This is a genomic window from Streptosporangiales bacterium, assembly GCA_009379955.1.
GTDB lineage: Bacteria > Actinomycetota > Actinomycetes > Streptosporangiales > WHST01 > WHST01.
Window position 1 is genome coordinate 1 of record WHST01000123.1, and the last position, 18,917, is coordinate 18,917.

An 18,917-nucleotide genomic window follows, 5' to 3' on the forward strand; every position below is an offset into this window, starting at 1 on the left:
CACTGGAGAAAGACGTCCGCGAATGGATCAAGATGTGGAACGAGGACCCGAAACCGTTCGTGTGGAAGAAGACCGCGGAGGAAATCCTCGACTCCCTCGCACGATATATCACACGAATTTCCGGCGGGCGACACTAGTGTCTCGCGTCAGAAGTTGTTTGCCGCTGCCGGCGTCCAGGTGAGTGCATCGCAAGGCGGAGGAGGTCCCTCGTACTGGGCGTACTTGGGATCCTCCGACAACGCAGCGAGGTGCTCGCCTGGGCGTCGGCAGGGGTGAACGTACTTCTGGCGCGAGACACTAATCTCTGCGATGACACCGGGGTGGGGCGGAGGGCGACCGTGAGCGCGGGGACTGGTGCGGGCCAGGAGTGGACGGTTCCGGGCTACCGGCACGTCCAGGAGCTGGGGGCGGGGGCGTCCGGCCGGGTGGTGCTGGCGTTGCACGAGGCGTCCGGCGGGTCGGTGGCGATCAAGTACCTCGCGCCGCGGCTGCTGTCCGACATGCGCTTCGTGGAGCGGTTCCGGGCCGAGGCGCGACTCCTGGCCGGCTTGTCCGACCCGCACCTCGTCCGGTGCCTCGACTACGTGGAGGCACCCGAGGGCGCCGCCATCGTCATGGAGCTGGTCGGCGGCGTCAGCCTGCGCGCGATCCTCGACCGGCAACCGGTGCTCGAACCCGAGGTGGCGCTCGTCCTGCTGAAGGGGTCCCTGCTCGGCCTGGCCGCCGCGCACGACGCCGGCGTCGTGCACCGCGACTACAAGCCCGGCAACGTGCTCGTGCCGGCCGAGGGGGACAGCAAGCTCGCCGACTTCGGCATCGCCGTGCCCGTCGGCGCCAACCCGGGCTTCGCGGGGACACCGGCGTACATGGCGCCGGAGCAATGGGTGCGCGGCACGCCGTCGCCCGCCACCGACGTCTACGCCGCCACGGTCGTCTTCGTCGAGTGCCTCGCCGGCGCGCAGCCGTACCGGGCGTCGACGCTCGAGCAGTGGTCCACCGCACACCGCACGGCTCCCGTGCCCGTGGACGCCGTGCCCGCTCCGTTGCGCCCGCTGGTGAACCACGGCATGGCGAAGGATCCCGCGCAGCGTCCGGTCTCCGCCACCGCGTTCGTCGACGAGCTGGAGTCGGTGGCGCGTGGGGCGTACGGCAAGGGGTGGGAGAAGCGCGGCCGCAAGCGGCTCGTCGCCCTCGTCTCCCTGCTCGCCGCGCTGATCCCGCGTGGCCTCACCGACCTGCCGCCGAGCATGCAGAAGACCCCGCACGTCACGCCGACGAAGCTGCCGAAGCCGAACTGGGGTGGCGGCCTGCTGTCCGGCAAGGCGCTCGTCATCGTCGGCACGGTGCTCGTCACCGCGCTCGTGACCACCGTGGTCGTCGTCGTCCGCGACCGGGACGAGCGCGACGAGTCACGACCGCGGACGTCGGCGTCGTCTACCGGGTTCGTGACGCCGTCGTCCGCGCCGACCGACTCCGGTCCCGTCATCGTCATCGTGCGCAAGCGGGTCGAGGAGAAGCGCACCGCGCGCTTCGTCTCCAGCCTGGCGGGGTGCTGCCAGCACCAGTCGTACGCGACCGGCGAGCTGGAGTACCGCAAGGACGCGAGCGCGGTCGGCGTGACCAGGGTCTTCGCCGGCGACGAGGCGTCCGTCGTCCCGGCCGCCCGAGCGAAGCGGTTCGGCATCGACGAGAGCCTCCTGCTGCCCTACCCGTTCGCCAAGGGTCAGGTGTTCTACTTCGCCGACGCGAAGGCCAGGCAGGCGGCGCTGGGCAAGAGCACGTACGTGATCGGCGGCACCGCCTACGCGAAGGCCGCGGGCACCGGATGGAAGACGTTCACCCCGGAGACCTCGAAGTACGCGGGCGGAGGCACGGAGTCCGCGGCGTTCCACCAGCGCAGCGCCGCCGAGCAGGGCTTCGACGCCCGGGCGGCGGCGAGCCCCGAGCACCTGTTGGCGCTGCTCGGCGCCGGCGGCAGGGTCGACCGCGGCGACAACGGCGCGATCGCCTACCGCGGCACTGTCTCGGCCGCCACGATCACGAAGGATCCGCGCTTCGCCCGCGTGTACCAGTCGTACGGCTCGACCGACGGCGAGGTCTCGTACACGGTCACCCTCGGCCCCGACTACCTGCCCCGCTCGCTGTCGCTGCGCTGGCACATGCCGAAGGGCACGGAGGCGTACCCCTACACCACGCTCGACGTCAGGTACACCGCCTGGGGCGAGGGCGACCCGATCCAGCCGCCGTGACCTGGTCTAGCGGGTGAGCAGGTCGACCGCTGCGCGCGTCATCACCGCGATGCCCGGACGCAGGACGCGTTCGTCGACGTCGAACCTGGGCGTGTGGTGGCCGTCGGGGAGCTCGGTGCCGACGATCAGGTAGCTCGCCACACCGCCCTGTTCCTGCACTCTGCGCATCATCGCGGTGGCGTCGTCGGACGCCTCGGCGACGCAGGGCTCGCTCACCTCGTCGACGCCGGGCACGCCACGCGCGGCTCTCGCCACGGCGTCCATCGCGACGTCGTCGGAGCGGGCGCTGGGGGCCTTGCCCGCGACGATGAACTCCGATCCCACCTCGTGCGCGGCCGCGGTACCCGCGACGACGAGCCTGGCGCGGCGTTCGAGCTCGGCGACGACGTCAGCCGACTCGCTGCGCAGCTCCATCAGCATGGTGGCGGAGCCGGCGACCACATTGCGTCCCGTGCCCGCCCGCAGTACCCCGACGTTGACCCGCGAGTTGCCACCCGCGTGCCGCGGCATGGCATGCAGCTGCAGGGCCGCCGCGGCCGCCGCGATCAGGGCGTTGTGCCCCTCCTCGGGGGCGAGACCCGCGTGCGCCTCGCGGCCGGTGAAGTGCACGTCGAGCTTGCGGGTCGCCAGGAAGCCGCTGATGCCGGGGATGATCTCGCCGGTACGCCGCGACTGGGCGCCGACGTGCGGCGCGAGGAACGCGTCGACGCCGTCGAGCAGGCCGGCGGCCACCATCGACGCCGCGCCCCTGGTTCCCTCCTCGCCCGGCTGGAACACCAGCCGCACGGTGCCTGGCCAGCGCTCCTGCGTACGGGCGAGCGCCTCGGCCACGCCGAGGCCCATCGCCGTGTGCGCATCGTGCCCGCAGGCGTGCATGATCCCCGGGTGCACCGAGGCGAAGCCCTCCCGCGTGGGCAGGTGGTCGTCGGTCGTGGCCTCGGGGACGGGGAGGCCGTCGATGTCGAACCGGAGCGCGACCCGCGGGCCTGGACCCGTACCGTCGAGGTCCGCCACGCAGCCGGTCCAGCCGCCGCGCATGGGTTCGAGGACGGACGGGTCGGCGCCCTCGGCCAGGGCGCGGTCGAAGCAGGCGTCCAACTCCGCGCCGCTCGGCACGCCGAGCCGGTCGACGTCGCCGTACAGGTCCTTCCCCCAGCGCACCGTCCAGCCGAGCGAGCGCAGCCGGTCGACGATCGTCGCCGTCGTGCGGAACTCCAGCCAGCCGGCCTCCGCGTGCCTATGGATGTCGCGGCGGTCGGCGACGGCCTGTGCCTCCAGGTCGGCGGCCAGGGTCAGGTACGGCTCATCGTTCACGGGCACGGGCGAAGACCTCCTCGGGGTTGCCTGCTTCGTTGGGTCGGCCGACACTGCGCCACCAGTCGGCGACCTCGGCGCCGGTGGCCACCCAGACGCCGGGGCGGCTGGTGATGTGCGCGACGAGCTCGTCGAGCAGCGCGATACGGCCGGGCGTGCCGATGGTCTGCGGGTGGAACATGATGACGTAGCACAGGCCGAGGTCGTAGTACGCGTCGAACTCGCTGATCCAGGTGTCGAGCACGTCGGCGTAGTTCGCGATCCTGCACTGCCCCGCCGGGAACGGCGGGTGGTAGTTGAACATGAACTGCGGGAAGTCGTCGAGCTCCCAGTGCGCCGGGATCTCCACGATGTCGGTCGCCTCGCCCGCGACGGAGAGGAACGACGGTCGGTCGTCGCCGCGCATCGACGACGACCAGCGGAAGCCCAGCTCGGCCAGCAGCCCCGGCGTCTCGGGGATCATGTCGCCGGCGGGCGTGCGGAAGCCGATCGGCCGCACGCCGGTGAGCTTCTCCAGCACGTCGTTGGACCGCAGTAGCACGTCACGCTGCTGCGTGACGTCGAGGTCGGCGAAGTTCTCGTGCAGGTGGCCGTGGTTGCCGATCTCGTGCCCGGCCTCCGCGACGGCGCGTACGGAGTCAGGCCAGTTCTCCGCGGTGAGCCCGGGGATCATCCAGCTCCCCTTCACTCCTTGCCGGTCGAGCAGGTCGAGGATGCGGGGGACGCCGCGGCACGGACCGTACTCGCCGATCGACAGGGTCTTCGGCCGGTCGACGGCCGTCGGGTCGAGGGTGCGCCAGATGGTGTCCGCGTCGACGTCGAACGTCAGCATGACCGCACAGCGGACGCCGTCGGGCCAGGGCACGGAGTCACTGGGCATCGTTCACCTCTTCTGCTCGGTGTTCCACGTAGTCGTTCTCGCAGGGGCAGCCGGTGGAGAGCGAGATCTGCCGGGTATGGAGGTCCATCACCACGGAGGCGACCGTCGCGATCACCGTCCCGTCCGGACGGGGCGCGGGGTGCCGGCAGATCGACGACGGCAGGCCGTAGTGGTCACGCAGCGCGTCCTTCACGTGGTCGACGGTGATGGCCGGGGCGTTGCGGCGCAGCAGCCGTTCGAGCCGCCGGTGCCGATACAGGGTGTCGGGGAACCGGGCGATGCCCGTGTCCCGCAACCGGCCGAGCGCGACGGGGGAGAGGAAGTGGTTGCTGTGCACCAGCAGGCCGTCGGTCGGATGGAGGAAGAACACGTCGCTCGGCGCCGACTCGCAGTCGATCGCCTCGCCGGGAGCGTGCGCGATGAGGTGGTTGGACGAGAACGCGCGCGGTGCGCGCACCACCTCGCCGAGCGCGTCCGCGAGCGACGGCGACGTGAGGATGCGTCGCCTGATCAACGGGATCGGGACGCCGTTGCCGCCGAAGTCCTCGTTCGACTGCAGGAAGTTGCCGGTGATGCCGATGCCGACGTCGTTGACGCCACTGCGTGCGAGCAGTCCCGCCTCGACGAAGGTACGGAACCCAGGCCCGGTGTCCGGGCGCGCGTCGAGCAGGACGACGGTCTCGCTGCAGCCCGGCCGCCAGTCCCAGTTCTGCGCGAGCAGCGTGTGCTCGTTCGCGCTGACCTCGGGCAGCACGGCGACGCCGGTGCAGCCGTCGTCCTGCCAGAAGAGCAGCTCGGTGCGCGCGTTCAGGGCGACGACGTGCTCGGTCTCCAGGCCGGCGCCCGCGGCGATCGCCTCGATCTCGGTGACGAGCCCCGGGTCGAAGTCGGCCATGCGGTCGGCGAACCGCCTGGCGAGCTCACGCACCCGCGGCCAGTCGAGCCCGCGTGCCTCGAACGCCGGCAGGTACAGGTCGACGCTGCGCTCGATCCGCTCCCGCGCCTGCTCGCCGTACTGCCGTCCCCGCGTCGCCGCGTCCCCGGACACCTTGATGACCGGGACGTGCATCCCCGTCGTGCCTTCGCTCACCTGTGCACCCCCTCGCTGTGCTCCCGCCACCACGTGGCGATCTCGTCGCCGCGGGCGAACCACACGTCCCGGTGTCCCTTGATGTACGCGAGCAGCTGGCCGAGCGCGCGGGCGCGACCCGGCTTGCCGATGACCTGCGGGTGCAGGATCAGCGAGTAGCAGAGCCCGTACCGGTAGTACCCGTCGAACTCTCGCCGCCAGTTGTCGAACGTCGACGCCGTGCCGGCGATGCGGTCCTGGCTCTTCGGCATCGGCGGGTTGAAGTTGAAGCCGAACTGCGGGAAGTCGTCCAGCTCCCAGTGCCCGGGGATCTCGATCAGGTCGGTCCGCTCGCCGCCGATCGTCCACCGGTAAGGGCGGTCGTCACCACGCATCGAGCTGGAGTAGGAGAAGCCCGAGTCCACCAGCAGCGCGGGGGTCTCCCTGTGCATGTCGCCCGACGGCGTGCGGAAGCCGGCGGCCGGCCTGCCGACCAGAGACTCGAAGATCGCCTGGGAACGGTCGATCGTCTCGCGCTGGCGTTCCAGGGAGAGGTCGAAGTACGTCTCGTGGAGGTACCCGTGGTGGCCGACCTCGTGACCGGCGTCGGCGATGGCCCGGAACCGGTCCGGCCAGTTCTCCGCGACCCACGCCGGGACGAAGAACGTCGCGGGCACGTCGAGCTGTTCGAGCACGTCGAGCACTCGCGGGAGTCCGCGCCACGGCCCGTATGCGCCGAGCGAGAACGTCTTCGGCAGGTCCCACACGTGCTGGTCCCTGTTGATCCAGTTGCTCGGGCCGTCGACGTCGAAGCTGATCATCACCGCGCAGCGCGCACCACCCGGCCACGTCGGCGTCTCCTCCCTCGTCGGAGTCGCATCCACCGTCACGCGCTCACGTCCCTTCGTTGTCGTCGTCACCGGCGGGACGGGCGCCGTACCCGCCGCCACCTGGCATGTGCACCTCGAGCAGTGCGCCGTCGCCGAGGTCGATCAGGCCGCCCTCGGGCAGCTCGGTGCCGTCGACGAACAGCCGCGCGGGCGCTCCCGACCCGCCGCCGAGCAGGCCGGGAGGCGCCGCCCGCAGCCCCTCGGGCAGCACGCTGACCTGGACGGAGATGCCGTCGTCGTCGAGCGCGCGCATCGCGAAGCGCTCGCCCTCGCCGCCCCGGCTCGCGCCGTCGCCGGCCGATCCCTCGGCGTAGCCCTTGTGCTCGACGACGACCGGTGAGCGCTGCTCCAGCATCTCGATCGACGTGTTGCCCGCGCTGGTCGGGAAGATGAGCGCCGCGCGCCCGTCGACGCCCGCGGACGCCCCCTGGCCGCCCGCGAGGAACAGGTGGTCGGAGAAAGCGCGGCCGTCCGGCCGCCTGCCCGACGCCGTGAGCAGGCACGCGAGCCCCGAGCCCGCCTGCACCCGATCGGGCATCGCCGGCGCGAGGGCGGAGAACAGCAGCTCGTGCAGGTGCCAGCCGGTGCGGGTGCGCAGGGCGACGGACGCGGGACGCCGCGCCGCGAGGATCGAGCCCTCGCGCACCGAGACGTCGAACGGCGCGAAGTTCCCCGCGTTGGAAGGGACCTCGGGGATCAGCAGCAGCTTCAGGGCGTAGAGCGTGTGCGAGACGGTGTAGAGGCGGGTGCAGTTCGTCCCCCCGCGGGGGAGCTGGTCGGGTACGTCGACGTAGCGCACCGACATCTCGTCGCCGTGCACATCGACCTCCACGCCGAGGCGCAACGGCTCGTCCACCCCGTCGACCCAGGTGGACGCCGGGTAGGTCCCGTCGGGCACCTCGGCGACGGCGCGCCGGACGGCGTCCTCGGATCGCGCGCGGACGGCGGCGGAGAGCGCCTCCAGGTCGGGCAGGTCGTACTCGTCGAGGAACGCGGTCACCCGCTCCTCGGCCACCCGGTTGGCCGCGACCTGCGCGTCGAGGTCGCCGAGCACCATCTCCGGGTGCCGGACGTTGGCCGCGAGGATCTCCCGCACCTCGGGCACGGGACGGTAGCCTCGCCAGCCCTTCAGCGGGGGCAGGCAGATGCCCTCCTCGTAGACCTCCATGGCGCGGGCGCTCTCGAGTGTGCCGCCGATGTCGGCGGCGTTGCCGACGCTGGCGACGTACGCGACGGGCCGGCCGCCGCGGAAGATCGGCGAGACGGTGGCGATGTCGGGCAGGTGTCCCGCGCAGAGCCAGGGGTCGTTGGTGACGAGCACGTCGCCGGGTTCGAGCGTGTCGGGCGGGAACCGTTCGAGCAGTGCCCGGACGGTCGCCGGCAGGCAGAAGTGGAACACCGGCATGCTGTGCGGCGCGTGCGCGAGCGAGTTGCCGTCGGCGTCGAGCAGCTCGACCCCGAAGTCCAGCGCCTCGCCGATGACCGTCGAGAACGACGCGCGCCAGATCGTCTGCCACGCCTCCTCGGTGACGTGGATGAGCCGGCTCCAGAGGATCTGCAGCTCGACGGGGTCAAACGCCACGGCGACCGCCCCCGACCGTGAGGTGCAGGTTGCCGGTCTCGCCGACCTCGAGCCGGTCTCCCGGCGGGACGACGGTGGTGGTCTCGGCTTCCTCGACGACCACGGGACCCCGCAGCACCGCGCCCGGGCGCAGGGACCCGCGCGACACCACCGGGCAGGGGACGGGGCCGCCCTCGTCGAACGTGACCGCGCGCGTCGTCTCCTGCCGCGTCTCTCCGGTCGCCGGGACCGCGGGCGAGACGTCCGGCGTCGCGGCCGTCCCCTGGCACCGCCAGGTGAGGATCTCCATCGGCATGTCGCCCGGGTCGACCCGGAACCGGGACCGGTACGCCGGACGGAGCGTCGCGCCGACCGAGTCGTCGAGGTCCGACAGCGGGACGGTCAGCAGGTGCACCTGGCCGACGAGCCGGGCGTCGACACGGCGCTCGAAGCGCAACGTGCCGTCCGCCCGATCGGCGCCGAGTGCCGTCGCCACCTCGGCCTCGAGCCGCTCGTACAGCGACGCGATGCGGGACCAGTCGACCTCGGCCAGTGGGCTCGGCAGCGACCACGAGCGCTCGATGCCGGCGGGTGCGCCGAGGAAGCCGGCGGCCGACGCCGTGCCTGCGCCGACCGGTACGACGACCTCCGGGCATCCGAGCAGGCGGGCCATGCCCGCGGCGTGTGCGGGTCCCGCGCCGCCGGTGACGACGAGGGTCACGCGCCTGGGGTCGGTGCCCCGGTCGACGAGGTGGGCGCGAGCGGCGGCGGCCATCTGCTCGTCGACGAGCCGGTGGATGCCGAGAGCGAGGGCGCGGACGTCGAGGCCGAGCCGGTCGCCGAGGCCGCGCAGCGCCTCCTCCGCCGCCGGGAGGTCGAGGCTGACGCTGCCCGCGAGCTTGGTGTCGGCGCCGAGGTAGCCCAGACAGAGGTTGGCGTCGGTGACCGTGGGCTCCGTCCCGCCGAACCCGTAGCAGGCGGGACCCGGATGCGCACCCGCGCTCTCGGGGCCGATCCGCAGCAGCCCGAGCCGGTCCGTCGCGGCGATGCTCCCGCCGCCCGCGCCGATCTCGATCAGGTCGATCGACGGCACCCGGAGCGGCAGCCCGCTGCCGGACGTGAAGCGGTGCTCGCGCGCCACCTCGAGCTCGCCCACCAGCGACAGCGTGCCGTCGGTACCGGCGAGGCACGCCTTCGCCGTCGTGCCGCCCATGTCGAACGCGAGCACCGGCCGCCGCGGGGAGTCCAGGGTCGTCGCCGCGGCGCGTGCGCCTCCGGCCGGTCCCGACTCCAGCAGCGTGATCGGCGCCACGCGTACCGACGCCTCGGGCGCGGTGTACGCGCTCGACTGCATCAGCTGCAGCGGCCCGCCGCACCCCCGCGCGGAGAGGCCGGCGGTGACCTCGTCGAGGTAGTCGTCGACGAGGGGCAGCACCGCGGCGGTGGCGACCGCGGTGACGGTGCGCTCGTACTCGCGGATCTCCGGCGCGACCGCGCTCGACGTCACCACCCTGAGGTCGGGGAAGGTCTCGCGCACCGCCCGCGCGGCGGCGTCCTCGTTGGCCGGCTCGCGGTAAGAGTGCAGGAAGCAGACGGCCAGGCTCGTCACGCCGGCGCCGACGAGCCGTCGCGCGGCGTCGACCACCTGCTCGGCGCGTACGCCGTGGACGATCCGACCGGACGCCAGCGTCCGCTCGTCGATCTCGAGGCGCAGCTCGCGGGGGACCAGCGGTGCGGGGAACGCGATCCGCAGGTCGTAGGCGTCGTACCGCTGCTGCCGTCCCATCGCGAGGACGTCCCTGAACCCGCGGGTGACGAGCAGGCCGGTCACGCCGAAGCGGCGTTCGAGCAGGGCGTTGGTGACCAGGGTCGTGCCGTGGACGACCTCGCTCACCCGCGGCCAGTCGAGCCCCGCGCGCGCGACGAGCTCGTCCAGTCCGGCGAGCGCGCCGGCGGCCGGTGCGTGCGGGGTGGTGAGGACCTTGCCCCTGTGCAGGATGCGTCCGTCGTCGACGACGAGGTCGGTGAACGTGCCCCCGATGTCGAACGCGGCGCGCACCGCCGTCATCGCGCCACCGCACCCGCGAGGGTCTCGCCGAGTACCGACGACGGGGTGACGACGGGCGCGTCGACGATGTCGGCGACGAGCTGCCGGTGCCGTTCGACGAACCCCATGCAGTCGAGCAGCACGACGTCGGGCTCGGTCGCGGCCAGCCGGCGGGCCGCGTCGACGACGGCGTCGTCGGGCCCGTACGGCGACGCGTCCGTCGCGTCGACCCGCCCGGCGACGTCGCGCCACTTGCGCGGCGCCGTGTCGGCCTGCGCCGTGAGTGGGGCGAGGACGCCGAGCCGGCCGGTGCCGCCGAGGCGTCCGGCCAGGTGCGTGTGGAGTGCCTGTTCGGGCAAGATCGTCGGGCAGGTGGTCGGTGCCAGGTCGGGGAACGAGCCCGAGCAGAGCACCGCGACCACGCGCGCGCCGGGGGAGACCGCGGCGACCGCCCTGGTCAGACAGGGCATGAGCGCGCGCTTGCCCACGACGACCTCGGTGCCGTCGCGGAGGCGGCTGATCAGCGGCGCGTCGCCGGCCACGGGCGCGAGGGCGCGGATGGCGTCGGGGGCGAGGTCGTCGAGCGCACCGGCCTGGACGAGCGGCGTCGCGTCGAGGTGGGTGGCGAGGACCGCGGCGATGTCGGGCCGCGGGGACTGGCCGATCGTCACGATCCCGACGTGACCGCGGGCACCGGTACCCGTTCGTTCCATCACACCTACTTCCACGGCGGCTTCGGCCACACCGGCTCGCGGTCGGACGTCGCGTAATCGGCGGGCACGACGGTGAACTGCTCGCCACCGATGGACTGCTTGATCGCGACCGTCGCCTTGACGTTGTAGCCGCGGCGGTCGAACCGGCAGCCGTCGAGCTGGATGTAGCCCTTGTCGCCCGCGGCGATGTCGATGTCGGCCAGCGCGTCGCGGGTCTCCTCCGGGCTGCTCGACCCCGCGGCCTCGAGCGCCTGCCAGAGCACGGCGACCGAGGCGAAGCCGCTCGCACGGACGCTGTCGACGTCCTCCTTCCACTGCCGCTCGAAGGCGCGCATGGCCGCGGGCATGCCGGGGATGTCGAGGTCCGCGCTCCACGGCGTCGACGAGAACGTGTGGTCGGCGTTCTCGCCGAGCTCCTTCGCGTACTCGTTCGTCACCTGGCCGCCGAGGAGCCCGCCGAAGCCCAGCGGCTCGAACCGCTGCTGGCGCATCGTCTTGACGATCTGGATCGACGGCTCCGGAGTCTGGAAGCCCATGAGCAGCTGGACGTCTGCGTCCTTGAACTTCGCGATGTACGGCGCGAAGTCGTTGGCGTCGGCGGGGAACACCTGACTGCGCACCACCTCGTAGCCGAGCTTGCGTCCTTCGTCCTCCAGGATGCCCTTGGCGCTCTGGCCGATGACCGTGTCGTCGCAGAGGATGCCGAGCCGGCGCGCCGGCCGTCCCGACTTCCGGCCGAGGTCGCGGCAGGTCGCGAGCATCTGCTGCGCGTGCACGTCGAGGAACGGCGTCGTCTGGAAGAAGTAGCGGAAGCCGCGGGCGGTCAGCTCGGGGTCGAAGTCGGTGGACGTGACGAACGGGATCGAGGACCGTTCGCAGATCTGGCTGACGATGAGGGCGACGGCGCTCTGGTTGCAGCCGATGACGGCGGACGCGCCCTCGCGGATCGCCTTGTGCGTCTGGGCCGCGGCGACCTCGGGCTTGCTCTGCGTGTCGTACAGGGTCGCGGTGAGCCGCTTGCCCTCCTGCCCGTGGACCCCGCCGCGCCTGTTGACCAGTCGCGCGGCCGTCTGCACGCCCCGCCAGGTGCCCTGGCCGAAGCCGGCGTTGATGCCGGTCGTCGAGAGGATGGCGGCGAGCCTGATCTCGTTGCCGGTGTTGCCCCTGCCGCACGCGCCCACGGCGGTGAGGCCGAGTGCGCCGGCGCCGAACGCCCCCGCGCCGCGCAGGAGGTCACGTCTGCTGAGCTTGCGACTCATGACACCTGCTCCTCTCCGGCGTCCTCGAGTCCGCCGAGATAGGCACGGCGGACGCTCTCGTCGCGGCTGAGCTCGTCGGCGTTGCCGTGCAGGACCACCTCGCCGGTCTGCAGCACCCAGGCGCGGTCGGCGACGCGGAGCGCCTGGCGCGCGTGCTGCTCGACGAGCAGGACGGTCGTGCCACTCTCGCGCAGCTCGGCTACCACCTCGAAGAGCCGCCCGACGACGATGGGCGCGACACCCAGCGACATCTCGTCGATGAGTGCGAGTCGCGGCGCACTCATCAGGGCACGTCCGATGGCGAGCATCTGCTGCTCGCCGCCGGACATGGTGCCCGCCTGCTGGGTCAGCCGTTCGCCGATGATCGGGAACAGCGCCACCACCTGCTCGACCGAGGCGCGCCGCTGGGCCCGGCTGCGGTTGAGGCCGCCGACCTCGAGGTTCTCCCTGACCGTGAGGCCGGGGAACAGCTCGCGACCCTCGGGCACGTGTGCGATGCCGGCCCGCACCAGCGCGTCCGGCGAGCGGCCCGCGACCTCGCGACCGTCGAACCTGATGTGGCCGCCGCTGATCGGCACGAGCCCCGAGATCGCACGCAGCAGCGTCGACTTGCCCGCGCCGTTGCCGCCGAGCACCGCGACGCACTCGCCCTCCGTGATGTCGAGCGAGACGTGCCGCAGGGCGCTCATCTGCCCGTAGCGGACGTCGAGGTCCTCGACCTCCAGCAGGCTCACGTGTCCTCCCCTTCCTCGTCGTCGCCCACGCCCAGGTACGCCTCGATCGTGGCGGGATCCTTGACGATGGCCCGCGGGCTGTCGGCGGCGATCACCTGACCGCGGTCGAGCACCACGACGTGACTGCACAGCTGCATCACCACGCGGAGGACGTGCTCGACGAGGACGATGGCGACGCCGTCGGCCTGGACCTGCCGGACCACGGGGACGAGCGCGTCCATCTCGGCGGGAGTGAGGCCGGAGAAGACCTCGTCGAGGAGCAGCACCCGCGGCTGCAGTGCGAGACCCTTGGCCAGCTCGATCCGCTTCAGGTCGGCGATACCGAGCTCGCCGGCGAGACGGTCGGCGCGGTCCGCCAGGCCGACCCGGTCCATCACCCGGTCCGCGATCTCGTACGCCCGCGTGCGTCCGCCGGCCCGCAGCAGTCCCGCGGTGGCGACGTTGCGCCGGACGGAGAGGTCGCGGAACGGGCGCGGCACCTGGAACGTGCGCGCTACGCCGGCAGCGGCCACGCGGTGCGCCGACATGCCGGTGAGGTCCCTGCCCTCCAGGCTCATCCGGCCGGAGTCCGCCCTGAGGTACCCGGTGAAGAGGTTGAACAGGGTCGTCTTGCCGGCGCCGTTGGGTCCGATCAGGCCGGTGATGCCGTCGTCGATGTCGACGGTAACGTCGCGGACGGCGTGGATGCCCCTAAAGCTCTTCGTCAGGCTTCGCGCCGACATGACGGGCACTGGACCTCACCACCCTCGCTCGCAGACTCGTGTAGATCCCGACGACACCCTTCGGCGCGCGGATCGCCATCACCAGCAGAAAGATCGCGAACGCGATCTGGCCGGCACTCGTGGCGAACTGCGAGCTCAGCGGTAGGAAGAGCAGCACCTGGTTGAACCCGCCGACGAGCAGCCCGCCCACGAGCGGGCCGCCGAACGTCCCGAGACCGCCGATGATCGCCCCAATGAGCATCTGGATCTGCGGGTCGAAGCTGAGGACCGTCTCGGGGGAGACCAGCTGGTAGTACTGGGCGTAGAACGTCCCGCCGCACGACGTGAGCACGGCGCTGATGACGAAGGCGGTGAGCTTGGCGCGGTTGACGTCGATGCCGACGGCGGGCGCCGCCTCCTCGTCCTGCTGCACTGCCGCGAGCCGCCACCCCAGCGTGCTGCGCCGCACCCACCAGCTCACGAGCGTGCCGAGCAGGAGAAGCACCAAGATGACGTAGTAGTACGGCAGCTGCGTGCGCCAGTTCATGTCGACGGCACTGTCGCCGAGGGGGATGAGCAGGCCGACGGTCCCGCCCAGCCAGTCGGTCTCCCGCACGATGTTCTCGGCGACGAGCAGCGACGCGAACGTCAGGAGCGCGAAGTACAGTCCGCGCACCTTGTAGCGGAAGGCGAGCAGACCGAGGCCGGCGGCCGCGATGCCCGAGATCGCGGCGCCCGCGGCCATACCGAACCACGGTGACACCTCAGCGAGGTAGAGCTTCGTCGAGGTGTACGCGCCGATCGCGAGGAAGACCGGCTGCCCGAGCGCGAACTGGCCCGCGTACCCGGCGATGATGTTCCACGCCACGCACAGGAACATCACGTAGGCGATGTTGATCAACGCGATCTGGTTTCCCGTCCCCACGAACGGCGGGACGGCGACGGCCGCGACGACCACGAGGGCCACGGCGCCGAGCCGGAGGAGTCGCGCGGCGGTCATCGGGCGAACAGTCCCTGGGGCCGCACCAGCAGCGTGACCATGATGAGCACGAACAGGACCGCCGTGCCGATCGAGGCGTCGAAGAGCGTCTGGGTGAGCGCCTGCACCAGGCCGACGAAGATGCCGCTCACGATCGTCCCGAGGATGTTCCCCGCCCCGGCCAGGATGACCACGGCGAAGGCGGTGCTGAGGTACGCGTGGCCGACGAACGGCGTCATGGTCTGGTGCGACGACAGGGCGGCGCCGGCCAGCCCGGCCGCGGCGACCGAGAGCGCGAACGACACCGCGAACACCCGGTTGATGCGCAGGCCGGTGACCCGCGCACCCTGGAAGTTGTCGGCACACGCGCGCGTCGCGAGGCCGAGATCGGTGCGGCGCAGGAACAGGTACAGCGCGAGTACCGCCACGGCCGCGAGGCCGGCGGCCAGCACCCTGGACACCGGGAGGTACGTGTCGTGGATCGCGATCGACGCGCTGCTGAACCCCGCGTCGACCGTCTTCGGGGTGCCGCCGACGACGAGGTTGACGACGTTCTCCAGCAGCAGCATCAGGCCGATCGTCCCGGCGACGTGCGTGCTGTGCGGCTTGTCGATCAGCCAGCGCATCATCACCGCGTAGATGCCGAGGCCGAGCACGAACATGACCGGCGTGATGATCAGGGAGCTCGCGAACGGGTTCAGCCCCAGCGCCTGCGAGCCGTAGAGCGCGAGGTACATCGCGATCATCAGCTGGTTGCCGTGGGCGAAGTTGACGATGCCGAGGATCCCCAGCACGAGGGTGAACCCGAGGGCGACGAGCGCGGCGATGATGCCGACCACGAGGCCGGCGAGCAGGCTCTGCTCGAGCAGCGAGAGTGTCATGACGCGATACCGCCACCTGGATACACATTGGATACAAGGCAGATTACGGTCATAATTCGGCCAATGACCGGGATCTGTCAACCCCTCGTGACGTGCGGTCACCCCGGCGGGCGGGGGTCAGTCCAGGACGAGGCGGTCGAGCCGCACGTCGTAGACGGCCTGCGGGCGACCGGCGCCGCCGCCCTGCTCCGTGCCGACCGACACCGCGTAACCGCCGGCGACCAGCTTGGCGAGCAGCCGCCTGGCGCTGCGCGGCGAGACCCCGTACGACGACGCGAGCCCGGCGGCCGTCACCGTCTGGCTGTCGATGCGGTGCAGCACGTGGACGAGCCGCTGCAGCGATACCGGTGACAGCCCGACCTCGCGCGAGATCGCCAGCGTCGCGGGCTGGGTGACCCTCGCCCGGTACGCGGGCCGCGACGGGTCGGCCGGCGACGTGAGCCCGTCGTCGCGCATGACGTACGGCCGGCCCTCGCGCTGCGCGTGCGTCAGCGCCCGGCGGGCGTTCTGTTCGGCGAGCACGACCGTCGCGCCGAACCCCACGCCGAGGTCCGCGATGCCGGCGAACTCGGTCTCGCGCAGCTTGGTGCCCGCGCCTGCCTCGCCGGCGAGCCAGCGCTCGACGGCCCCACGCGTCGTGACGAGCTTGGCGTGGGGCGGGAAGCCGTCGACGAGATCGGCGGCCATCCCCATCGCGGTGTCGCGGACGAGGGCGTCGAGGAGCGAGTCGCCCGAGTCCCGTGCCCGTACCGAGGGGGCGACGAGGCAGACGGCGATCTGCGCGGCGGACGCACGGTCGAGCCGGGTGGCGAGCAGGCAGCGCTCGAGTGCGGCGCGCACGACCATGCGGGCGTGGGTGATGCGCTCGACCGGCACGCCCCGGCGGCGGAGCAGTCGGTGCACCGAGTCGAGGCAGGTCAGGCAGATGTCGACCTCCCCGGTCGCGTACAGCTCCTGGTGCTGCCGCGCGACCTCGTCGGCGGAGAAGCCGGCACCCGAGTCGCGCAGGACCAGCGGGATCGTGCGTATCCCGTCCGCGCCGACGCCGACGTCGGCGCAGACCTCCCGGGCGAGTGCGGTCTCGATGCTGTCGAGGCTGACCCGGAACTCGCCGGCGTCGAGCGTCGAGCTCATCAGCAGGCGCGCGACGACGCGGAGCAGGTCGGCACCCTCGTGCGGGATGTACTCCAGGTGCGAGCGCGGCCGCAGGACCGAGCTCGCCAGGGCGAACGGGACGCGTCCGGTGAACAGGATCACCGAGCACGTCTCGTCGAGCTCGGCGGCGAGGTCGACCACGGAGCCGGGCGTCCGGTACGGGCGCGGGGCCAGCGGCACCGAGAGGCTCATCTGTCGCGCGACGTCCTCGACCTGGGCCACGGAGTCGCGCGGCCCGACGACGCCGATCACAGGCTCGCCTCCGCCCCATCGTCCGGCCGACTGTGCCGCCGAGTATCCAGCATCGCGACACGAAGAGTGGCCGTCGGCGCCCCCGGCGCCGGAGCGCGGCACGCCCGGGCGGACGGTGAGTGTGCGAACTGTTGACATGGCGGTGGCATCATTGGTCAGCTATCGACTTGTAGTTGCCCCCGTACGGTGCGTGACAAGAGGAAGGGTGCCTCATGACCTCAGGACGACCTCCGAACCAGAATCAGATCTCCCGGCGCGGCCTGTTCGGCGGTGCCGCCGTGCTCGGCGGCGCCCTGGTGACCGGCGCGACCGGCCTGTGGGCGCCCGGACGCGCCCACGCCGTGCTCGCCGAGCCGCAGACGCATGACCGGGCGGCGTGGAACGCGCGCGCACCGAAGTCCCCGGTCACGGTGTACGACCACGGTCCCGACCACATCGTCGTGCACCACACCGCGAGCCCGAACTCGACGGACCTCTCGATCGAGCACGCGTTCCAGCTGTCCCGCGACATCCAGAACTTCCACATGGACGACCGCGGGTGGATCGACGTGGGGCAGCAGCTCACCATCAGCCGAGGCGGCTTCGTCATGGAGGGCCGCGACCAGAGCCTCGCGGCGATCCGGTCGGGCCGTCATGTCGAGGGTGCCCAGACGGCCAACGAGAACAGCCACACCATCGGCATCGAGAACGAGGGTCTGTACTCCGACGTCAACCCGCCGGACACGCTGATCGACTCGCTCATCGAGACGATGGCCTGGCTGTGCGGCGCCTACGGGCTCAACCCGATGGAGGCGATCGTCGGCCATCGCGACTACGTCGCCACCGAATGCCCCGGGCAGGTCCTGTACGACCGCCTGCCCGAGCTGCGTGAGAGAACCGCTGCGGCGATGGGGCAGCGGCTCTCACAGAACCGCCGACCGCACCTGCCGCACCGCACGGGACCGAACCCGGCCTCGCGCGTGCGGTTCGACCACGGGCCCGCCGCGGGCTGAGCGGACGACGGCACCGACCGCGGTCCGCGCGCCACCGACCGTGACTCCCCTAGGATTCAGGCGAGTCAGGGAGGTGAGCGGGTGGACCGCGGTCACGTGGTGGTGGTCGGCAGCGCCAACATGGACCTGGTGGCGTACACCGGTCGGCTGCCGGAGACCGGTGAGACGATCACGGGACACTCGTTCGAGACGATCCCCGGCGGCAAGGGCGCCAACCAGGCGATCGCGGCGAGCCGCGCGGGTGCCGACGTCCGGATGATCGGCGCCGTCGGGTCCGACCCGTTCGGCGGCGAGCTCGTCGACACGCTCGCGGCCGCGGGCGTCGACTGCTCGGGCGTGCGCAAGATCGACGGTGCCACCGGCACCGCGCACATCACCGTCGACGACCAGGGTCAGAACACGATCGTCGTGGTCCCCGGCGCCAACGGCACCGTCGCGTCGCTCGCCGAGGCCGAACGCCCGCTGGTCCGTCGGGCCGCGACGCTCCTGCTCCAGCTCGAGCTGCCGATGTCCGTCGTCGTCGAGGCCGCACAGATCGGCCACGAGGCGGGCACCGAGGTCGTCCTCACGCCCGCGCCCGCGGTCCCGCTCCCCGACGAGCTGCTCGACGCCGTCGACGTCCTGGTCCCCAACACCGGCGAGGCGTGCCGGCTCACCGGCGAGTCCGACGTGCGCGCGGCGGTCGCGGCGCTGGTCCGCCGGGTGCCCGCCGTCGTCGTCACCCTCGGCTCCGCCGGCTGCGTCCTGCACACCCGCGACGGCGACGTGCTCGAGCTGCCGGCGCTCGACGTCCCGGTGGTCGACACGACGGGCGCGGGCGACACGTTCGCCGGCGCGCTCGCCGTCGCGCGCGCCGAGGGCAGGGACTGGCGCGACGCGCTCGGCTGGGCGACCGCCGCCGCCGCGCTGAGCGTCGGCCGCAAGGGCGCGAGCACCTCGGCCCCGGCCCGCACCGAGATCGACGAGCTGCACGCCGCGCACCGCAGCTAGCCGCACGCCAGGTCCCCAGGCCCCGCTGGGGTCCCCGCTCGTGGTGCCCGCCCCCGCTGGGGTCCCCGGTCGTGGTGTCCACCCCTACTGGGGTCCCCATCGGTGGTGTCCGCCCCTAGATGAATGATTCCGTGAAGCTGCTGGTCAGTGGTCGTAGGCGGTGAGTGATCGTTTGCTGGTGACGCCGGTGGTCCAGTTGTGCCAGATCCCGGCGGCCATGGCCAGCAGGCGTTGGGCGACTCGGGTGAATA

General features: G+C 72.1%; 18 protein-coding genes. 4 read left to right on the forward strand and 14 right to left on the reverse strand.

Annotation, left to right across the window (positions count from 1 at the left end):
- Together GEV10_26520 and GEV10_26525 are read left to right on the forward strand one after the other, a co-directional pair.
- Positions 1-137: IS630 family transposase (locus GEV10_26520; protein MQA81984.1), on the forward strand; the 137-nt coding region annotated here is incomplete at its 5' end.
- 201 nt (positions 138-338) lie between these two features.
- A complete protein-coding gene (locus GEV10_26525; protein MQA81985.1) occupies positions 339-2,249 on the forward strand; it encodes a protein kinase in 1,911 nt (636 codons plus the stop codon).
- Between the two features lie 6 nt (positions 2,250-2,255).
- Here GEV10_26525 and GEV10_26530 read toward each other — a convergent pair whose 3' ends face one another.
- From GEV10_26530 to GEV10_26590, 13 genes are all read right to left on the reverse strand, one after another.
- The gene (locus tag GEV10_26530) at positions 2,256-3,617 is read right to left on the reverse strand and encodes an amidohydrolase (GenBank protein ID MQA81986.1); all 1,362 of its coding nucleotides are present in this window, start codon (positions 3,615-3,617) and stop codon (positions 2,256-2,258) included.
- Complete coding sequence (locus GEV10_26535; protein ID MQA81987.1) at positions 3,553-4,443, reverse strand: polysaccharide deacetylase family protein; 891 nt, start codon at positions 4,441-4,443, stop codon at positions 3,553-3,555. The genes GEV10_26530 and GEV10_26535 overlap by 65 nt, the downstream gene beginning before the upstream one ends.
- Positions 4,433-5,533, reverse strand: a complete 1,101-nt coding sequence (locus GEV10_26540) for an acyl-CoA--6-aminopenicillanic acid acyltransferase (GenBank protein ID MQA81988.1) — start codon at positions 5,531-5,533, stop codon at positions 4,433-4,435. The genes GEV10_26535 and GEV10_26540 overlap by 11 nt, the downstream gene beginning before the upstream one ends.
- A complete protein-coding gene (locus GEV10_26545; GenBank protein MQA81989.1) occupies positions 5,530-6,333 on the reverse strand; it encodes a polysaccharide deacetylase family protein in 804 nt (267 codons plus the stop codon). The genes GEV10_26540 and GEV10_26545 overlap by 4 nt, the downstream gene beginning before the upstream one ends.
- Before the next feature lie 73 nt (positions 6,334-6,406).
- Positions 6,407-7,984, reverse strand: coding sequence for a hypothetical protein (locus tag GEV10_26550; protein ID MQA81990.1), 1,578 nt, complete (start codon positions 7,982-7,984; stop codon positions 6,407-6,409).
- The gene (locus tag GEV10_26555; protein ID MQA81991.1) at positions 7,974-10,031 is read right to left on the reverse strand and encodes a hydantoinase/oxoprolinase family protein; all 2,058 of its coding nucleotides are present in this window, start codon (positions 10,029-10,031) and stop codon (positions 7,974-7,976) included. The genes GEV10_26550 and GEV10_26555 overlap by 11 nt, the downstream gene beginning before the upstream one ends.
- Complete coding sequence (locus GEV10_26560) at positions 10,028-10,723, reverse strand: hypothetical protein (GenBank protein MQA81992.1); 696 nt, start codon at positions 10,721-10,723, stop codon at positions 10,028-10,030. Before GEV10_26560 ends, GEV10_26555 begins: the two co-directional genes overlap by 4 nt.
- 5 nt (positions 10,724-10,728) lie before the next feature.
- A complete protein-coding gene (locus tag GEV10_26565) occupies positions 10,729-11,982 on the reverse strand; it encodes an ABC transporter substrate-binding protein (GenBank protein ID MQA81993.1) in 1,254 nt (417 codons plus the stop codon).
- Positions 11,979-12,710, reverse strand: coding sequence for an ATP-binding cassette domain-containing protein (locus tag GEV10_26570; protein ID MQA81994.1), 732 nt, complete (start codon positions 12,708-12,710; stop codon positions 11,979-11,981). Before GEV10_26570 ends, GEV10_26565 begins: the two co-directional genes overlap by 4 nt.
- A gap of 2 nt (positions 12,711-12,712) precedes the next feature.
- A complete protein-coding gene (locus GEV10_26575) occupies positions 12,713-13,438 on the reverse strand; it encodes an ATP-binding cassette domain-containing protein (protein ID MQA81995.1) in 726 nt (241 codons plus the stop codon).
- Positions 13,407-14,417, reverse strand: coding sequence for a branched-chain amino acid ABC transporter permease (locus GEV10_26580; GenBank protein MQA81996.1), 1,011 nt, complete (start codon positions 14,415-14,417; stop codon positions 13,407-13,409). Before GEV10_26580 ends, GEV10_26575 begins: the two co-directional genes overlap by 32 nt.
- The gene (locus tag GEV10_26585) at positions 14,414-15,277 is read right to left on the reverse strand and encodes a hypothetical protein (GenBank protein MQA81997.1); all 864 of its coding nucleotides are present in this window, start codon (positions 15,275-15,277) and stop codon (positions 14,414-14,416) included. Before GEV10_26585 ends, GEV10_26580 begins: the two co-directional genes overlap by 4 nt.
- A gap of 117 nt (positions 15,278-15,394) precedes the next feature.
- Positions 15,395-16,684: a hypothetical protein gene (locus GEV10_26590; protein MQA81998.1), complete on the reverse strand. Its 1,290-nt coding sequence runs from the start codon at positions 16,682-16,684 to the stop codon at positions 15,395-15,397.
- Between the two features lie 212 nt (positions 16,685-16,896).
- On the opposite strand from GEV10_26590, the gene GEV10_26595 reads away from it, so the two are divergent.
- Together GEV10_26595 and GEV10_26600 are read left to right on the forward strand one after the other, a co-directional pair.
- Positions 16,897-17,676: an N-acetylmuramoyl-L-alanine amidase gene (locus GEV10_26595; GenBank protein MQA81999.1), complete on the forward strand. Its 780-nt coding sequence runs from the start codon at positions 16,897-16,899 to the stop codon at positions 17,674-17,676.
- 120 nt (positions 17,677-17,796) lie between these two features.
- On the forward strand, positions 17,797-18,666 hold the full coding sequence (locus tag GEV10_26600) for a ribokinase (protein ID MQA82000.1): 870 nt from the start codon (positions 17,797-17,799) through the stop codon (positions 18,664-18,666).
- A gap of 144 nt (positions 18,667-18,810) precedes the next feature.
- Here GEV10_26600 and GEV10_26605 read toward each other — a convergent pair.
- Positions 18,811-18,917: IS982 family transposase (locus GEV10_26605; protein ID MQA82001.1), on the reverse strand; the 107-nt coding region annotated here is incomplete at its 5' end.